Here is a 17,056-nt window from a genome sequence, read left to right on the forward strand (position 1 = left end):
TGCAGGGGCGCCCCGGCTTTCGTCGTGTCTACGGTTTGGCGACCTTGCAGCCGGGCAGCGACAGGTCCAGCGTCGTGCCGGGGCGGAAGCAGGCCACGAAGTCGAACGTCTGCTGGCCGTAGTTGATGCCCTTGCGGACGGTGACGTTTCCGGCGGCGTCGACCTCGCACGGGTTGTTCATCGTGCAGCGCTCGCCGCTCTCGTTGCCGGTGTTGTTGACACCGACGACCTTGCCGCTCACGTTGTCGATGATCGGCGAGCCCGAGGTGCCGCCGATGGTGTTGCAGGACGACGTGTAGCGCAGCGAGTCGCGCCAGGTCCAGTCGGCTTCCTTGAGCTGGTGGACGAAGCCGTCGATCTGGCAGGAGTAGATCTTCTTCCAGTAGCCGGAGACGACGCGGATGTCCGTCTTGGCCACGGGGTGCGAGGCCGACAGCTCCAGCGCGCGGCTGCCGTACTGCTGCTGGATCTGCCCGTAGGTCGTGTTGAGCTGGTAGAGCGCGGCGTCGGTGCCGGTCATCGTGGCGTAGAGCAGCTTGGTCGCCTTCAGCTTCGTCGGGAACGGCGAGCCGGAGCTGTTGAGCAGCGTGAACTCGCGACCGTCCGGCCGGTTGACGACGACCTGACCGGCTTTCATGAGCTGGAAGCAGTGGCCGTTGGTGAGAACGAGCGCCTTGTCCGCCGCGGTCGAGTTCGGCAGGCGGACCAGTGAACCGGAGCAGTTGCTGAGTTTCACGATCCCGGTGTAGTCGACGGCGGCCTGTGCGGGTGCCGTCGTCACGCCGAGTGCGGCGATCGCCGCGAGCAGGGTTCCGACGAGTCGTCGTGCCATGTGCAGGGTTCCTTTCAGGGATGGCATCCAGTGCCAGCCTGTACGGATCGTAGCCATCTCGCTACCTTCGGAAGTCGGCTGACGTGCCGTCGGTAACTCGATCGAGTGACGCTCCGGGGCTGAGCTAACGGGTAAAGCAGACCAATCGACGTCGTGGTCACACATCGCAACCGCCAGGAGCCGTGATGACCTATCCGACGCAGCCCGTCTACGCCCCGCCACCGGTCGCACCGCCCAAGCCCTCGCGGTTCGGTGCGCTGGCCTGGAGCGCGTTGATCCTCGGGATCGTCGGTGTCGTCGGCTCGCCGGTCATCGTCTTCAACAACCTCACCGCGATCGCGGCATTCGTCGGGCTCGTGCTGGGCATCATCGCGTTGTTCGGGACGCGCAAGATCCTGGCGGCCATCGGCGTTGTCCTGTGCGTGCTGGCGATCGTCTTCACCGTGGTCGCTCAGCAGGCCGCGGTCGAAGAGCTCGACAAGATCCTCGACCAGGGCGTCGTGAGCGAAACCCCGAAGCAGCAGGCGCTCGTCGATCCCCCGACGTGGGGCAAGCGCTTCACGTGGGCGAACGGCCTCTCGGTCGAGGTCGCCGCGCCCGTCGCCTGCACGCCCGGCCAGTACGCGGCGCCGCAGGACATCGCCCGCGCGGTGAAGTTCAAGGTCACCATCACCAACGGCACCAGCGCCGCGTTCGAGACCGCGTTGCTGTCGCTCGGCAACGACGCCCAGTTCAACAGCCAGAAGGTCTCGAAGGTGTTCGACAGCAACGGAGACTGCAACAGCACCGTCGACAACACGACCGTGCTGCCCGGCAAGACCTACACCTACGAGGTGGCGTACTCGGTGGGCGCGGAGCGAGGTGAGATGCAGCTCGTGTTCGAACCGACCTTCAACTCGGACAAGGCCGTGTTCGTCGGTCAGGCGTAAACCGTTCGCGAGCGGGCGCTCGGACGGGTTACAAATCGGGGCATGTTGCGCAAGTACCCGCGAACGCCCCACCTCGAGGGCTCGCGCCTGCAGCCAGGTGACGAGGACCTCGACCAGGTGCCGTTCCGCGCGATCGCGGGACGGCATCTGGTCGTCGAGGAGAAGCTCGACGGCGCCAACGCGGGCATCAGCTTCGACTCCGCCGGTGTGCTGAAGTTGCAGTCACGCGGCCATTTCCTGACGGGCGGACCGCGCGAGCGGCAGTTCGCGCCCCTGAAGGCGTGGGCCGCGACGCACCAGAGCGTGCTCTGGGAGCGGCTCGGCACGCGTTACGTCCTCTACGGGGAATGGTTGTACGCCAAGCACACCGTGTTCTACGACGCGCTGCCGCACCACTTCTGCGAGTTCGATCTGCTCGACCGCGAGACCGGCGACTTCCTGTCCACACCCGAGCGCCGCCGTCTGCTCGAAGGAACGCCGGTGGTCTCCGTGCCGGTGCTGCACGAGGGTCCGCTGCGCAAGCTGGAAGAGCTGACGTCGCTGATCGGCCCGTCCACGTGCCGCACGCCCGGCTGGCGTGACGTGCTCGTGGAGGCGGCCCGTGCCGCGGGACAGGACCCGGAAGTCGTTGTCGCGGAAACAGATTCCGACGACCACATGGAAGGCCTCTACATCAAGGTGGAGGAGGACGGGCGAACGGTCGAGCGCTACAAGTGGGTGCGGCCGACGTTCCTCACCGCCGTGCTGGACTCGGGCAGCCACTGGCAGGACCGCCCGATCCTGCCGAACCGGGTGGTGTCCGGTGTTTGAGCAGCTCTGCCCGGCGGGTCCACAGTGGACGCTGGACTGGGACGCCGTCCGCACGGCGTTCCCGTGGGTGCGCGCACTGGAAGGCGTGCCACAGGATCCCATCCACCACGCGGAAGGCGACGTCGCCACGCACACCCGCATGGCCTGCGAGGTGCTCGCCTCGCTGCCGGAGTGGCGAGCGCGCCCGGAGCCCGATCGCGTGCGCTTGTTCGCGGCGGTGTTGCTGCACGACGTCGCCAAGCCGTTCCGCACCCAGATCGAAGACGGCCGCATTACCGCACACGGCCACTCCCGCGCCGGTGACCTCATGGCGCGCAAGGTGTTGTGGGAGATGGGACGCCCGATCGCCTGGCGCGAGCACGTCGCCGCGCTGGTGCGCCACCACCAGGTGCCGTTCTGGGCGCTGGAGCGGCCCGACCTCGACCGCATCGCGTTCCGGGTGAGCCTGCTCGCCCGCAACGACGACCTGGCGACGCTGGCCCGCGCCGACATCCTCGGCCGGATCTGCGGCGACGCCGAGTCCGTGCTGGAGAACATCGCCCTGTTCGAGGAGTACTGCCGCGAACGCGACTGCCTCGACCGCCCGCGCGACTTCCCGTCCGACCACGCGCGGTTCCAGTACTTCCGCACCCCCGGCCGCGACCCGGACTACGCCGCCTACGACGACACGCGCGTCGAGGTGACAGTGCTGTCCGGCCTGCCGGGCGTCGGCAAGGACCACTGGATCGCTGCCAACCGGCCAGGCTGGCCGGTGGTAAGTCTCGACTCCGTGCGCACGCGGCTCGGCATCGCCCCGGACGGCGACCAACGCGCCGTGGCAGCCGCGGCCTTCGAGGAAGCGCGGACGCTGCTTCGCGCGGGGGAGCGGTTCGTCTGGAACGCGACCAACATCTCCCGCCAGCTCCGCGACCGCTGCATCAGCTTGGCCGCCGACTACCACGCCCGAGTCACGCTCGTCGGCCTCGAAGCCCCGAAGCCGGTGATCCACGCCCGCAACCGCGCCCGCCCGGAACCGGTGCCGGCGGCGGTGATCGACCGGCTCGTCGACAAGTGGGAAGCGGTCGACGTCACCGAAGCGCATGCCGTCGAACGGGTGGACACGGCACAGACGTCGACACGTACTTAGCTCCGCCGCCGATGCCTCATACAAGGGAGCCCTGCCCACCCCCTGGAGGCGCGCGCCATGACCGACGTTCCGCTGACCAGATCGGTCCGCCTGATCTTCGAGTTCACCGCGGACGGCGTCCGGCTCCTGGAGCAACACCCGGTCAACGTCACCGTGGGACTCTTCCGCGACCAGGACGCCGGCGACTACGTCGAGGTTCGCAACCGCGACGGCCGCACCATCAGCCGGGTACCGGTCTGGGCCGGCATCGGCAGCAACGTCGAAACGTTCCCCGAAGATCCATATATCAGCTCGGACACCCCGCGCGTCCTCACCGTCGTGGTGCCTTCCCCACCTGACGCCGACCACGTCGCCGTCGTCCGCGACAGCCGGGCCAACGGCCACAACACCGAGGGCTCCGGCACCGAGGTCCTCGGCACCTTTCGCCTCTCACCCTGATTATGTCAACCCGTCACCGCGCCGACCTGCGCCTTAGCAATGAGTCTTTGGACGACGTCGTCAAAAGACTCGTTGCTAAGGGGTGCGGGCGGGCGGCCCGGCGGGCTGGCGGAAGGCACGCCGGGCGGTGATATATCGGTCGGCGAGGGCGGCGGCCGATATGTCGGTGGGAGCTAGCGGCGGTGTCCGCCGCGGTGGCCGATGGCTCGGACGAGCCAGAGGGTGCCCGCGCCGGCGACGACGAGGACGGCGATGCCGGTGAGGAAGCCGACGCTCGTGGAGGAGTCGTCCGGCTGGGCCGGCGGGCTGGCGTTGGACCTGGTCTGGGTGATGGCGGGGACGTCGGTCATCTGCAGGGAGTTCGACTTCACCAGGCCCGTGCCCTCCAGCAGGAGCATGTGCTTGAGGAGGAGTGTCAGACCGGTTTGTGCTGCGACTCGCGCGGGGACGCTCTTGGTCGTCGCGCGTGCCCTGGCGACCTGGACGATGAGTGAGCCGTCGGCGGCGCGCGACAGGTTCGCGTACATGCGGTCGAGCTCCTCGCCCGAGCTGGACGAGATCGCGTTGGCCCACGACTTCTGTTCGGTCGTCGGTTCAGCCGGGAGGTCCACGCCGATCTGGCCGGCGGCCTCGTTCACCGCGGCGACGAGCTGGGTGTGCTCGGCGGCGAGCTGGCCGGCCACCTTGCGGACCTTCGCGTCACGGGCGCGGTCGGAGCTCTCGCGGCTCGCCGGTTTCTGCCACAGCGAATGCTGCATGAGCAGAACGAGCAATTCCCGGTCCGACGGTTCGATGTTCTGGCCGATGACGCGGACCGCGTTCACCTGAGCCTTGGCCGTCACCAATTCGAGAGCGGACGGGTCGACCTGTCCGGTGTTCTCGAGGACCGTCATCGTTCGGATCAGCATTTGCACGGTTTGGTGGGCGAGCGTGCGAATTGTGGTGTTCTGCGTTGTGGCGCGCGTTTGTGTTGCCATCACGAGAAGGCCGCCCTGCGTCTGCCGGACGATCGTCGCGTAGGCGCGGTCGTGGTTGTCTCCGGTGCGGCCTTCCATCTCGTTGATGAGGGCCTGGTGTTCACTGCTCACGTCGTTCGGCAGGACCACACCGAGTTCGCCGGCGGCTTTGAGGAGATCGACGTCGAGTCGGGAGTGTCCTTCGAAGATGTCCCTTCCGGCATTGCTGATGCCCGCATTGGTGGTGCGTGCCGGAGCCTCTTTGCTTACTGGTACCAACCACGAGTTCGCTTGGCGCAGAGATACCATGAAAGAGCGGTCCGAGGGTTGCACTTCTGTGGACTGCGCATTCGCCGGGACTGCTCCGATGAAAGCCCCGATAAATACAGCCGACGTAACGGCAAAAAGCGCTGCGTGCTGCCCCAGCGTGCCCAACCGGTGACGCATAGTGCCCGTTCCCTCCCGCGATCGAGCTGCCTTCAAAGGTGATACGCGCTGGTTGGGCCGTGGTTCACGACGCATGCACAGGTGTCGATGTGACGTGCATCACACAAAGATCTGCGAACCATTCGGGCGTGATTTACGTACCCGAGAGGATTTCGCGTTCGCGAGGTAGTATGCGAACGATTCCGCTCGGCCACCGAGTCGCTAGGCCTGCCGCCCGAAGCGAAGACGTCGCCGATATCTGGGGAGGGCGCAAGCTTCATGGTCGATCAGGGCAGGGTTGCCGAGGCCCAGCAGGACGAGGAATTGCTGACGTTGCTCTACGGGCAGTTTCAGCGGATGTTGTTCTCGCAGGTCCTGTGTCTGACCAACTACGACCGTCAATGGACGGAAGATGTCGTCCAGGAGACGTTGATCAGGGCTTGGCAGAACTCCGCGCATCTCGTTCGTGAACCGGGGATGTTGCGCGGCTGGCTTTGTACTGTCGCTCGTCGCATTGTGATCGACGGATGGCGCAGCCGGCAGGCGCGCCCGCAGGAAGTGGAATTGCTTCGTCCGGACATCGCCGAATCTCCCGATGACACGGAACAGACACTTTCGGTGATGGTCATTACCGATGTTGTACGCCAATTGAGTGATGAACACCGTTCGGCTATCTACGAAACGTATGTCATGGGACGAACGGTGAAGGAGGCCGCAGTCGTTCTCGGAGTCCCGGAAGGAACCGTCAAGTCCCGGCTGTACAAGGCGATGCACACCATCCGCCGGGCGCTTCAGGACAGGAGCTAGCGCGATGGTGACCCGTCAACCACATCAGGAGCACGTGCACACAGCCGTGAACGCCGAAAACCGCACGAGCCCCGACGGGCCGTGCGGTGACGTTGCGGCGTATGTGCTCGGGGTACTCGAACCCGCCCAGCACGTGATCTTCTCCCGGCACCTAGCCGGGTGCGAGAGCTGCCGGCGCGACGTGGCCGACTTCGGCGTGTTCGCGCCGGTGCTGCGTCAGGTCGTCAGTCAGCCCGCGGCGCGCCGTCCGTGCCCGATCACCCGCAGCATCCTGCTGGTGGCGGCGGGCGTCGTGGTCGCCATCGCCGCGGTGCTCTCGGTCGTGGAGTCGCTGTCTTCTCACGTCGACGACGCGGTCGAGGTCGGCTCCCTGACGCGCGCGCAGCCCGTCCGCGGTGAGCCGTTTCCGCTGTTCCGTCACGTGTGAACGCGTGAGCAGGCAGGCGAGGCGGAGCCACCCGCGCACCAGCCTGGCCCAGATCATCGCTCTCTCCCGGACAGCTCACAGTTCCGTTGACCGTTACCTGTGGGTAAGTTTGCCCGACGACGAAGCGCAGGTCTTTACGGTCCGCACCGAAGGAACACCGACACCTTCGAGCCGCGGTCCTCTCGGTACCGAAGGCGGGGGTAGGTAGAGGTGACATCTCCACTACTCGGCCGGGACGCGGAACTCGCAGCTCTCGGGCGTTTGCTGGACGACGCACTGAACGGCACGGCCTCCTGCGTGGTGGTCACCGGGGGCTTCGGCATCGGCAAGACCGCCCTGCTCGACGCCTTCACCGCCCAGGCGCGGGAGCGCGGCTTCGCCGTCCGCCTGGCCAAGAGTGCCCGCCTGGAGAGTCACTTACCGGGCGCCGTGGTCCGCCAGCTCGCACCGTGCCTCGCGAACGAGCACGACCTTGAAGAGCTGTACGCGCGCGCCGCGGCCTCCGCCCGCAAGGCACCGATCCTGATGGTCGTCGACGACGTCCACGTCGCCGACACCTTCTCCAAGCGCGCACTCGCGTACCTGCGCCCGCGCCTGCAAGGCCTCCCCGTCGTCATGGCTCTCGGTGCCTCCCAGGGCTACCTGTCCACGGACGAGGTGACGCTGCCCGAGATCGCGGGCGCCCACCCGCACCGCATCGACCTCGACGGTCTCGACGTCGCGGCCATCGCGCAGCTCACCGAAGACTTCCCCGACCGGGATCCGCAGCGCTGTCACGAACTCACCGGCGGAAACCCGTACCTGCTCCAGGCGTTGCTGCGCGAGGAAGGCGAGGGGTCGGCCGCGGTCGGCGAGATGATCGGCATGCGGCTGCGCGAGTACACCGGCGCTGCCGAGGTCGCCAGGTCCGCCGCGGTGCTCGACGGTGACGCCGGCCTGGAACTGCTGTCCGCGCTGACCGGCTTCGACGCGTTGCCCGCCGTCGACACGCTCGTCCGCCTCGGCGTGCTCGCCGACACCGACCCGCTGACGTTCCGGCATCCGTTCGTGCGCAACAGCATCCTCGCCGACATGCCGATCGCCGTGCGCTCCGCCGCGCACGCCCGTGCCGCCTGGCTGCTGTTCGAGTCCGACGCTCCCGACGAACGCGTCGCCGAGCACGTGCTGAAGGCGCGGTCCGTCCGTCTGCCGTGGTCGGTGGACCTGCTGCGGGAGGTCGGCGGCGTCGAGCACCTCGAACGGGCGCTCGAGGAACACCTGTCCGAAGAGGACCGCCTGTCGATCGAGGTCGAGCTCGGTCACGCGGAACACCTCAAGGACAACAGGGAAGGCCGCGACCGGGTCCGCGACGCGCTGACCGCCTGCGAGGACCCGCACCTCGCCGCGAACGTCGCGCTGTCGTTGATCCAGAACATGTGCACCGGCTCGGACGCGCACTTCGCGGTGTCGCTGGCGATCATGGTGATTGCCCGGCTGCTGCCAGAAGACCGCGACATGGTCTGGAACATCGTCTGCACCACTTATCTTCTCGCTGCCAACCGCGACGTGCAGATGGCCAACTGCGCGGGCAAGTACTTCGACGACCTCATCGGCGAGATCCCGCAGGACCCGAACCTGAAGCGTGCGCGGCTCGCGTTGCTCGCGGTCGCCAACGCCCGCAGCGGTGACTCGTCCGACGAAGCCGTCGGGCGCGCGCTGGAAGCACTCGACGGCGAGTGGGTCGACGTCTTCGGCGAGCCCTACCTGTTCACGTTCCTGGTGCCGGTGCTCGCCGACAACCCGCAGCACATCAACAAACTCTGGCTGACGCACAGCACCGCGCCGGTCTCGCACGACCCGCACCTGCGCCGCGGAATGCTGAGCATGATCGCTCGCGCCGCGGCCTTCCACAACAGCGGCGATCTCTCGCGCGCGTACACGTTCCTGACGCCGCCGGTCGCGACGGGGAACACGGACTGTCCCGCAGTGCTGCTCGCCACGGCGAAACTCGCCGAGGTGTGCATCGAGATGGGCCAGTTCGACGAGGCGGCCCCGCTCGTCACCGTGGACGGCGACCTGTTGCAGCACATCAACATCCGCTACGCCCGCGGCCGGCTCAAGCTCGCGTCGTGCCACGCGGAGGGCGCGCTGGAAGACCTGCTCGAAGTGGGCAGGCGGCTCGCCGAACGCGACATGCCGAACCCCGCGCTGATGCCGTGGCGTCACCACGCCGTGCGCGCGTACCTGGCGCTGGGCAACCGCGACGACGCTGCCCGGCTGGCGCACGAAGAGCTGGATCTGGCCAAGCGGTGGGGTTCCACGCGCGTCATCGGAACCGCGTTGATGAGCGTCGGCATCAGCACCGACGACATCGATGTCCTCGCTGAGGCGGAACAGCTTCTCGCCTCGTCACCGCACCGGCTGCTGCACGCCCAGTCCTTGTACTGGCTCGGCCACCACCTGCGTCGCAAGGGCCGCACCGACGCCGCGGCCCCACACCTGCGCCGCGCATTCGACCTCGCCCGCCAGCTCAGCGCGCACCCGCTGGCCAAGCTCGCCGGTGACGAGGTCCGCGACGGCGACGACCAGGTGCAGGGCCTGACCAAGCAGGAGAACAGGGTCGCGCGGATGGCGGCGCAGGGCCTGACGAACCGGCAGATCGCCGAGACCCTGCACCTGACCCGCCGCACGGTGGAGCTGCACCTGTCGAGCGCCTACCGCAAGCTCGGCATCACGGGACGAGCTGAGCTCGTCGCCGCCTTGTGGTCCTGACCGCGATCAGCAGTCCGGCCAGCAGCGCCATCAGGATCACGGTGACGACCGACGACAGCACCAGGAACTCGTTGAGCTGCCCGCCCGCGAGGTAGGCGCCGAGCGCGACCGCGACGACCGCGCACACGGCACGGTCCATGATGGACTCCATCGACAGAAGCGTTGCGCGGTAACGGGAATCCGGGATCGCGTCGTTGAGCAGCTTCTTCTGGATGGGGAAGCTCATGCCCGCCGTCACCGAGAACAGGCACAGCAACACGATCGTCACGATCCCGCCGGACGGCACGATGAAGCCGATCGACAACGCCATCACCACCGTCAGCAGGAACACCGACTTCGCGGGCCCGATCTTCTTCGACAGCCAGTGCGGACGCGCGGCGGCGACGGCCTCGAAGATCGTCATCGCGGCGAGCACGGAGCCGTACCAGGTGACGGAGACGCTCTTCGACTCCAGCACCGGCTGGAACAGGTTCACCTGCAGAATCCGGACGAGCGTGAACATCGCGATGCCCTGGACCATCAACAGCAGCAGCCACCGTGACTTCCTGAGCGCTCCGAACGCGCCGCCGACACCCGCCAGCAGCTTGGACGTCTTGCCTTCCGGTCGTTCCCAGCCCGGAATCGGCGGCAGCCTGAGCGCCAGGACGACGGCGATCGCGGCGTTGATCGCGGTCAGCCAGTACGGCGACGGCATGTTCCACTGCATCAGCAGACCGATCACCGGCCAGTACACGATCTTGCCGACCAGGCTGTACGACCGGCCGACACCTTCGACCTTGAGGTAGAGGTGCCCGGCGTTGTGCGCGTTGAGGTACTCGTACAGGTAGGCGCTCTGGGCGCCCGAGATCAACGACCTGGCCAGCGCGATCAGCAGGAAGTGGACGAGGAAGCCGGTGTAGTTGCCGGCGAGCACCGGCACCGCGTTCGCCACGACGAGAACACTCGCGCCGAGCCACAACGACGTGCGGTAGTCGAAGCGGTCCGCGACCATGCCGGTCGGGATCTCCATGAGGCAGAACGCGATGTAGTAGATCGACTGGATGCCGAAGATCTCGGCGTCGCTCAGCCCGAGCTGCTTCTGGTACTCGTAGAAGATCGGGATCCACAGCAGCAGCCCGAAGAAGAACTGGAAGCCGTACGTCAGGCGGACGGCACGCGCCACTTCCGGAGTCGCCGGTACGCGAAGACCCAGCATCAGATCGAGTACGGCCGGAGCTGCAGGACGTACAGGACCTCGTCGGTGGCGAGCCACTCGATGTCGACCGGCGAGTCGAACGTGTAGTCCGGCGAGAAGTGCGCCTGCAGCAACCGGCCCACGATCGCAAGCCGCTGCAGCTGTGCGTGCGCCCTGGTGCTGAGGTCCTCCTTCGCGTCACCGAGGGAGACCGTGCGGCCGCCACCCTCCACAGTGGAGTAGAGATACTGCATCGGCTGCTTCGAGCCCTCGACGACGTCGGTGACGTTCGGTGAGACGTTGATGTAGACGTTGCGGAAGTCGTTGCGGTTCATGGGGTTCGTGGTGACCATGACGCCACCGAAGTCCGCGTTGACCTGCTCCTGGATCACGACACCCATGAAGCAGTCGTCGAGCGAGATGCCGGCCTGCTGCCTCAGCCGCACGCTGCGCGCGGAGACGAGGGAGGCCCACACCTCCTTGACCGACTCGACGATCTTCTCGGCGCTGGTGACGTGGTTGTACGACTCGTAGATGCCCGCGGCGGAAAACCCGGCGAGGTCCTCGGCGTTCGACGAGCTGCGCACCACGAAGGTCCGGACGCCCGCGAGGTTCTCGACGAGCGCGGTGTCCAGTTCGGACAGCAGGTGGTCGGGCACGCGGGTCTTGCGGATCAGCCGCTGCAGCTCCACGCACAACGGCTCGATCTCGCGGGCGTTGAGCTCCAGCGCCATCTTCAGCTTGCCGATCGCCTGCTGGATCTTCGGCGACGACTCCAGGAACCCCTGGTGCATCGAGAACGGCAACGCGATGCCGCGCGGCACCCGCACCCGCTCCGCGAGCAGCTGCCGAGCGGCGGCGAGCAGGTCGTCGCCCTCGGTGCGGCCGAGCAGCTTCGCCAGGTACGGCAGGAGGTTGTCGCGCGGCGGCCGCGGCACCGAGAAGAAGCCGAGGAGGCGGCGCGGCGTCTCGGTGGTGAGCACGTGGTGCAGCTCGCCCAGGTTCGCGGCCTTGGTGCCGTAGCGGTGGCTGTCGTTGTAGCGGATCTTGCTGAGGTTGAGGATCGGGTTGTAGGTGTCCTCCGGCTCCTCGAGCGTGACGCGCTGCGCGTACCAGGCGGGCCGCTGGCCGAGGTCGGACGGCTCGTCGATCAGCCGCAGCGCGACACCGGCGTTCTTCGGCGACACCTCGTACTCGACCCACTGGCCGTCCAGGTTCTCCCGGTCGATCAGGTCGAACGCGCCGATCTGGATGGCGTTCGGAATGGACCAGCCGGTTGCCAGGACGTTGGTGTGCGACAGGGGAGTGGTGTGGCTCGCGTTGATGATGCCGGCGAGCCGCGGAATGTCGTCGGGAACGCGGTGCATCACGACGATGTCGAACCACTCGAGCGTGTTCTCCCGGTACTCCTTCTCGGTGCGGAATGCGCGCAGGCGGCCCTTCGCCGTGCCCGGATTCAACGCCACGAACTCCGCGGTGGAGAACAATTCGTGTGCCAGGATCCGTGGAAGCCTTTCCACGGGCAGTTCCGCGACCTCCTGTTCCTGGAGGTGATTGGCGGGTTTGAAGAACAACGGCACCGCGGCGTCGACGTTCCTCCGCACTTCCGCGTAGAAGAACTCGATCATGTCGGCCGACATCGTGTCGACCTCGACCGTCTCCAGCGAGAACATCCGCTTGTCCTCGCGCTGGTGCAAGGAGAGGATCCCAAGGAAAAAGCGCCGGTCAGGGGCGTGGTAGAAGCTCTGGTTGAACTCGTCGATCCGCGCGCGCATCTCCTGCTCGCCGATGCCCAGGATCTCCTGGCCGATGTAGAGCGCGTGGAACTCGTGGCGCGCGTTGTTCAAGAAGTGGATCGTCCCGTCCTGCCGGTCGACGACCACCTTGACGAAGGAATAACCACCCAGACTGCCGGAAAGCTGGTTGAACGCCGACATCGTCAGCTGCTCCCCGACCAACCCCGCCACGTCGGCTTCCTGGACAGCCACACCCGCTCCTCTCGTGCTCCATTGCAACGAGCAAGTGTGACACCGGGGAGCCGGCCGTTATTCCGGGAGAAATCTCATTTGGCGGCGGTTCGGTTCATCTTTCCTCAAACCCCTGTTAATTCGAGACCGGCGTCACCGCCTGTTGGGTGAACAATCCAACGTGGTGGGACGCCGGTCTCGTGATGCGAGCCGAAATTCCGGTTCGTGACCCCGGTTACCCGAGCGCGGTGGACTCGCGGGCGAGCGTCTCGATGCGGTCCCAGTCGCCGGCCTTGAGCGCGTCCTTGGGAGCGAGCCACGAGCCGCCGACGCAGCCGACGTTCGGCAGCGCGAGGTAGTTCGGCGCGGTCTGCGGGGTGATGCCGCCGGTCGGGCAGAACCGGACGTGCGGGATCGGCCCGCCGATCGACTTCAGGTAGTCGACGCCGCCCGCCGCCTCGGCCGGGAAGAACTTCAGCGCGGTGAGCCCGCGCTCGGCCAGCCGCATCACCTCGGTCACCGTGGCCGCGCCCGGTAGGTACGGCAGCCCGGTGGCGTCGGCGGCGTCGAGCACGCGCTCGGTGGTGCCGGGCGTGACGAGGAACGCCGCCCCGGCCTTCGCCGCCTGCTCGGCGTGCTCCGGCGCCGTGACGGTGCCCGCGCCGATCACGATCTCCGGCACCTCGCGCGCGACGTTCTCGATCGCCGCGAGCGCGGCCGGGGTGCGCAGCGTGAGCTCGATGACGCGGACGCCCCCGCGCAGCAGCGCCTGGGCGAGCGGCACCGCGTGGTCGGCGTCGTCGACCACGACGACGGGGATGACGGGCGACAGCGCGAGCAGGTCTGCCCCGGTGGTCACCCGAAGATTGTCACCGTTGGTCACGAGCGCACTCCTTGATCGAAAACCGATATATCGCATGCCGTTCCACGCCTGCCGAGCCCCACCCGGATGCAAAAAACGTTTGCGGACGAAGTCAAAAGACTCATTGCAAAGGCTGGCAAGCGGGCGGCGGAGCGGGCGGGTTGCGGCTGTCGGGCTGGTCGGCGGGCTGGTCGGCGGGCGGGGTCTGGCGTCGCTGCGGCCTTTGCAACAGGTCTTTTGACGACGAAGTCAAAAGAGTCGTTGCTAAGGGGCAGGTCAGCGGGTGGATGGGACCAATATATTGGTGGTGCGGGGTCGGGCTAGTGGTGTGTGACCGGGGCGAAGTGGTCGGCGGTGATGGGGCCGAACACCGTCGCGCCGCGGTCGGCAGGTCCGACGGTACGGCGCAGTGCGGCGAACAGCTCGCGGCCGGTGCCGACCCACTCGCGGCCGGTCGGCGGGAAGTCGACGAGCGGGCGTGAGGCGAGTTCCTCGGCGGGCACGCGGACCTCCAGTGTTCCGGCGGTCGCGTCGAGGCGGATGACGTCGCCGTCGCGGACCCGGCCGAGCGGGCCGCCCACTGCGGCCTCCGGGGTCAGCTGGATGGCGGCCGGGATCTTGCCCGAGGCGCCGGACATGCGGCCGTCGGTAACGAGGGCGACCTTGTGGCCGCGGTCCATCAGGACGCCGAGAGGCGGGGTCAGCTTGTGCAGTTCGGGCATGCCGTTGGCCTGGGGTCCCTGCTGGCGGACGACGACGACCACGTCGCGGTTGAGCTCGCCCGCCTTGAAGGCCTCCTGGAACGCCTCCTGCGTGGTGAACACGCGGGCCGGTGCCTCGACGACGTGGTTCTCGGGCGCCACGGCCGAGACCTTGATGACCGAGCGGCCGAGGTTGCCGGAGAGCATGCGCAGACCGCCGTCGGAGGCGAACGGGTCGGAGGCCGGGCGCAGGACGTCGAGGTCCAGGGAGTGGCCGGGGCCGTCCACCCAGACCACCGAGCCGTCGGCGAGCTTGGGTTCCTGGCGGTAGCGGTCGAGGCCGTGGCCCGCGACGGTGGTGACGTCGTTGTGCAGCAGGCCCGCGTCCAGCAGGGTGCCGACCACGAACTGGACGCCGCCGGCGGCCTGGAAGTGGTTGATGTCGGCGCTGCCGTTCGGGTAGACGCGCGCGATCAGCGGCACGACAGCGGACAGGTCCGAAAAGTCGTCCCAGCTCAGCTCGATGCCCGCGGCGGCCGCGACGGCCACCAGGTGCATGGTGTGGTTGGTGGAGCCGCCGGTGGCCAGCAGGGCCACCACGCCGTTGACCACGGCCTTCTCGTCCACGATGTGGGCGATCGGCGTGTAGTCGTCACCGCGGGCCATCTCGACGGCGCGGCGGCCCGCGTACTCGGTCAGCGCGCGGCGCAGCGGGGTGCCCGGCGGGACGAACGAGGCTCCCGGCAGGTGCAGGCCCATGACCTCGACGACCATCTGGTTCGAGTTCGCGGTGCCGTAGAACGTGCAGGTGCCGGGGGAGTGGTACGAGGCGGCCTCGGCCTCGAGCAGGTCCTCGCGGGTCGCCTTGCCCTCCGCGTAGAGCTGGCGGACGCGGGCCTTCTCCTTGTTCGACAGGCCGGTCGACATCGGGCCCGCGGGCACCAGGATCGACGGCAGGTGACCGAACGACAGCGCGCCGATCAGCAGGCCCGGCACGATCTTGTCGCACACGCCGAGCAGCACGGCGGCGTCGAACATCTCGTGCGACAGGGCGACGCCGGTGGACATGGCGATCACGTCGCGGCTGAACAGCGACAGCTCCATGCCCTCACGGCCCTGGGTGATGCCGTCGCACATCGCGGGCACACCGCCCGCGAACTGGGACACGCCGCCCGCCGCGCGGACCGAGTCCTTGATCCAGGCCGGGTACTCCTGGAACGGCTGGTGCGCGGACAGCATGTCGTTGTACGACGACACGATCGCGACGTTGGACTTGCGCAGCGCCCGCAGCGCCGCCTTGTCGCCGCCGGTGATGCCGGCGAAGCCGTGCGCCAGGTTGCTGCACGCGAAGCCCGAGCGGGAGGTGCCGTCCTGCGCGGCCGCTGCCACACGTTCGAGGTAGACGCGACGCGAATCGGCGCTGCGGGCGGCGATCCGGCGTGTGACCTCAGTCAGTACGGGATGCAGTTGGCTCATGGGTCTCTCCGGGTCATCACGGGCCGTGGTGAGGCCCTCACGAGACGACAACGGTGGCGTCCCACGGACGGGCGTGACGCCACACACAGTAAGTCATTGCAGGTCGTCGACACAAAAACGATTCAGTAACTGGGAAGGAACCAGTTCCGAATCTTGGCGTGTGGTGCTTGTCACATGGCTTGAGATTGGGCAGAGTGCGGGGCACGACCTTGGAACGGAGGTGTCCCATGACGTCCACGGAGATCGTCGAACTGCGCCGGGTCATCGGTCAGATGCGGCACTGCGTCAGCTCGTTGCGCGCCAGGTACGGCGACGTGGCGGCCGTTCAACGCCTTGCCAACGACGTAGAACGCATGGACATCGACGCCACCGAACTCGTCGACCTCAGCACCCCGAGGCAGCGGGAAGCTCCTCAAGTGGAACGCGAGGTCGTGGTCGTGCCCGACACGCCCTACGACGAGTCGTTGTGGAAGGACGCAGACGACGAAGGACTCGGTGGCTACCGCAACCGGACCTGAGCCGAGCTGACCAGACGGCCCCCGCGTGACGCGGGGGCCGTCGTGCGTTCCTCCACAACGGCGTGGACCCCCAGAAAGGTGAGTAATGGCGAGGGCAGAGATCGCCGCCAGGACTCTGCGCACGGACCGATGGTGGTTGCCGCCGCTGACGACCTTCGTCGGCCTGCTGCTCATCTCGATCTACGCGGCGTTCCGCACGTTCCAGGGGGACTTCTACTGGGTCGACCAGTACCACTACCTCACACCGATGTACTCCCCGTGCCTGAGCGAGGAGTGCCTGCCGGCGGCGTCGCACTTCGGCCAGCCGCTCCCGGCGCTGCCGGGCTTCCTCACTCCGCCGGTGGTGATCATCCCGTTCCTCCTGGGATTCCGGATCACCTGCTACTACTACCGCAAGGCCTACTACCGGGCCGCCTGGGCGTCGCCGCCCGCGTGCGCCGTGGCCGAGCCGCACAGCAAGTACACCGGTGAGACCCGGTTCCCGCTGATCGCGCAGAACCTGCACCGCTACTTCTTCTACGCGGCCTCGATCCTGCTGCTGATCAACATCTACGACGCGATCGTCGCGTTCGGCACGGGCGTCGGACTGGGCAACATCATCCTGCTCGTCAACGTCGGCCTGCTCGCCGCGTACACGCTGTCGTGCCACTCGTGCCGCCACATCGCGGGCGGGCGGCTCAAGCACTTCTCCAAGCACCCGGTCCGGTACTGGATGTGGACGCAGATCTCGAAGCTGAACAACCGGCACATGCTGCTGGCGTGGACCTCGCTGATCTTCGTCTGCCTCACCGACCTCTACGTCGCGCTGGTCGCCTCGGGAACGATCTCCGACCTCCGCTTCATCAACTAAGGAGTG

Annotated in this window: 15 protein-coding genes; 9 read left to right on the forward strand and 6 right to left on the reverse strand. The window is 67.5% G+C overall.

Going from position 1 to position 17,056, the window contains the following annotated elements; translation table 11 throughout:
• Positions 1-28: 28 nt before the first annotated feature.
• Complete coding sequence (locus tag IEZ09_RS32460) at positions 29-832, reverse strand: S1 family peptidase (RefSeq protein WP_189257619.1); 804 nt, start codon at positions 830-832, stop codon at positions 29-31.
• A gap of 185 nt (positions 833-1,017) precedes the next feature.
• Here IEZ09_RS32460 and IEZ09_RS32465 point away from each other — a divergent pair, with 185 nt between their 5' ends.
• Genes IEZ09_RS32465 through IEZ09_RS32480 form a run of 4 tightly spaced genes read left to right on the forward strand, consistent with a single transcriptional unit; the run spans position 1,018 to position 4,135 of the window.
• Entirely contained in the window at positions 1,018-1,761 is a 744-nt protein-coding gene (locus IEZ09_RS32465) for a hypothetical protein (RefSeq protein WP_189257620.1), read from the forward strand.
• Between the two features lie 42 nt (positions 1,762-1,803).
• Positions 1,804-2,571, forward strand: a complete 768-nt coding sequence (locus tag IEZ09_RS32470) for an RNA ligase family protein (RefSeq protein WP_189257621.1) — start codon at positions 1,804-1,806, stop codon at positions 2,569-2,571.
• A complete protein-coding gene (locus IEZ09_RS32475) occupies positions 2,564-3,697 on the forward strand; it encodes an AAA family ATPase (protein ID WP_189257622.1) in 1,134 nt (377 codons plus the stop codon). Before IEZ09_RS32470 ends, IEZ09_RS32475 begins: the two co-directional genes overlap by 8 nt.
• A 57-nt stretch (positions 3,698-3,754) precedes the next feature.
• Positions 3,755-4,135 (forward strand): hypothetical protein, encoded by a 381-nt coding sequence (locus IEZ09_RS32480; RefSeq protein ID WP_189257623.1) that lies wholly within the window; start codon positions 3,755-3,757, stop codon positions 4,133-4,135.
• Between the two features lie 173 nt (positions 4,136-4,308).
• Here the strand turns inward: IEZ09_RS32480 and IEZ09_RS32485 are convergent, their stop codons facing one another.
• Positions 4,309-5,526 (reverse strand): DUF4142 domain-containing protein, encoded by a 1,218-nt coding sequence (locus IEZ09_RS32485; protein ID WP_189257624.1) that lies wholly within the window; start codon positions 5,524-5,526, stop codon positions 4,309-4,311.
• A gap of 270 nt (positions 5,527-5,796) precedes the next feature.
• Here IEZ09_RS32485 and IEZ09_RS32490 point away from each other — a divergent pair, with 270 nt between their 5' ends.
• From IEZ09_RS32490 to IEZ09_RS32500, 3 genes are all read left to right on the forward strand, one after another.
• Positions 5,797-6,324 (forward strand): sigma-70 family RNA polymerase sigma factor, encoded by a 528-nt coding sequence (locus tag IEZ09_RS32490; protein WP_189257625.1) that lies wholly within the window; start codon positions 5,797-5,799, stop codon positions 6,322-6,324.
• Between the two features lie 34 nt (positions 6,325-6,358).
• Positions 6,359-6,751, forward strand: a complete 393-nt coding sequence (locus IEZ09_RS32495; protein ID WP_189257626.1) for a zf-HC2 domain-containing protein — start codon at positions 6,359-6,361, stop codon at positions 6,749-6,751.
• A 210-nt stretch (positions 6,752-6,961) separates the two neighbouring features.
• Positions 6,962-9,502: a BREX system ATP-binding domain-containing protein gene (locus tag IEZ09_RS32500; protein WP_189257627.1), complete on the forward strand. Its 2,541-nt coding sequence runs from the start codon at positions 6,962-6,964 to the stop codon at positions 9,500-9,502.
• On the opposite strand, the gene IEZ09_RS32505 is transcribed toward IEZ09_RS32500, so the two are convergent.
• From IEZ09_RS32505 to edd, 4 genes are all read right to left on the reverse strand, one after another.
• Positions 9,462-10,697 carry an MFS transporter gene (locus IEZ09_RS32505; protein ID WP_189257628.1) on the reverse strand — a complete coding sequence of 412 codons (1,236 nt, stop codon included), beginning with the start codon at positions 10,695-10,697 and terminating at the stop codon, positions 9,462-9,464. The genes IEZ09_RS32500 and IEZ09_RS32505 overlap by 41 nt on opposite strands.
• On the reverse strand, positions 10,697-12,664 hold the full coding sequence (locus tag IEZ09_RS32510) for a PEP/pyruvate-binding domain-containing protein (protein WP_229813152.1): 1,968 nt from the start codon (positions 12,662-12,664) through the stop codon (positions 10,697-10,699). Before IEZ09_RS32510 ends, IEZ09_RS32505 begins: the two co-directional genes overlap by 1 nt.
• Before the next feature lie 214 nt (positions 12,665-12,878).
• Positions 12,879-13,502: a bifunctional 4-hydroxy-2-oxoglutarate aldolase/2-dehydro-3-deoxy-phosphogluconate aldolase gene (gene eda, locus IEZ09_RS32515; RefSeq protein ID WP_229813153.1), complete on the reverse strand. Its 624-nt coding sequence runs from the start codon at positions 13,500-13,502 to the stop codon at positions 12,879-12,881.
• 323 nt (positions 13,503-13,825) lie between these two features.
• A complete protein-coding gene (gene edd / locus IEZ09_RS32520; protein ID WP_189257630.1) occupies positions 13,826-15,682 on the reverse strand; it encodes a phosphogluconate dehydratase in 1,857 nt (618 codons plus the stop codon).
• A 227-nt stretch (positions 15,683-15,909) separates the two neighbouring features.
• Here edd and IEZ09_RS32525 point away from each other — a divergent pair, with 227 nt between their 5' ends.
• Entirely contained in the window at positions 15,910-16,200 is a 291-nt protein-coding gene (locus tag IEZ09_RS32525) for an Rv0250c family protein (protein WP_109640511.1), read from the forward strand.
• 85 nt (positions 16,201-16,285) lie between these two features.
• Positions 16,286-17,050 (forward strand): succinate dehydrogenase subunit SdhC, encoded by a 765-nt coding sequence (gene sdhC, locus IEZ09_RS32530; RefSeq protein WP_189257631.1) that lies wholly within the window; start codon positions 16,286-16,288, stop codon positions 17,048-17,050.
• Positions 17,051-17,056 lie beyond the last annotated feature (6 nt).

Source organism: Lentzea flava (assembly GCF_014648475.1).
Lineage (GTDB): Bacteria > Actinomycetota > Actinomycetes > Mycobacteriales > Pseudonocardiaceae > Lentzea > Lentzea flava.

Coding starts and splice junctions, on each gene's coding strand:
- IEZ09_RS32505 (WP_189257628.1), bottom strand. CDS start 10,697: ATGCTGGGTCTTCGCGTACCGGCGACTCCGGAAGTGGCGCGTGCCGTC.
- IEZ09_RS32465 (WP_189257620.1), top strand. CDS start 1,018: ATGACCTATCCGACGCAGCCCGTCTACGCCCCGCCACCGGTCGCACCG.
- sdhC (WP_189257631.1), top strand. CDS start 16,286: ATGGCGAGGGCAGAGATCGCCGCCAGGACTCTGCGCACGGACCGATGG.
- IEZ09_RS32490 (WP_189257625.1), top strand. CDS start 5,797: ATGGTCGATCAGGGCAGGGTTGCCGAGGCCCAGCAGGACGAGGAATTG.
- IEZ09_RS32525 (WP_109640511.1), top strand. CDS start 15,910: ATGACGTCCACGGAGATCGTCGAACTGCGCCGGGTCATCGGTCAGATG.
- edd (WP_189257630.1), bottom strand. CDS start 15,682: ATGAGCCAACTGCATCCCGTACTGACTGAGGTCACACGCCGGATCGCC.
- IEZ09_RS32460 (WP_189257619.1), bottom strand. CDS start 832: ATGGCACGACGACTCGTCGGAACCCTGCTCGCGGCGATCGCCGCACTC.
- IEZ09_RS32470 (WP_189257621.1), top strand. CDS start 1,804: ATGTTGCGCAAGTACCCGCGAACGCCCCACCTCGAGGGCTCGCGCCTG.
- IEZ09_RS32480 (WP_189257623.1), top strand. CDS start 3,755: ATGACCGACGTTCCGCTGACCAGATCGGTCCGCCTGATCTTCGAGTTC.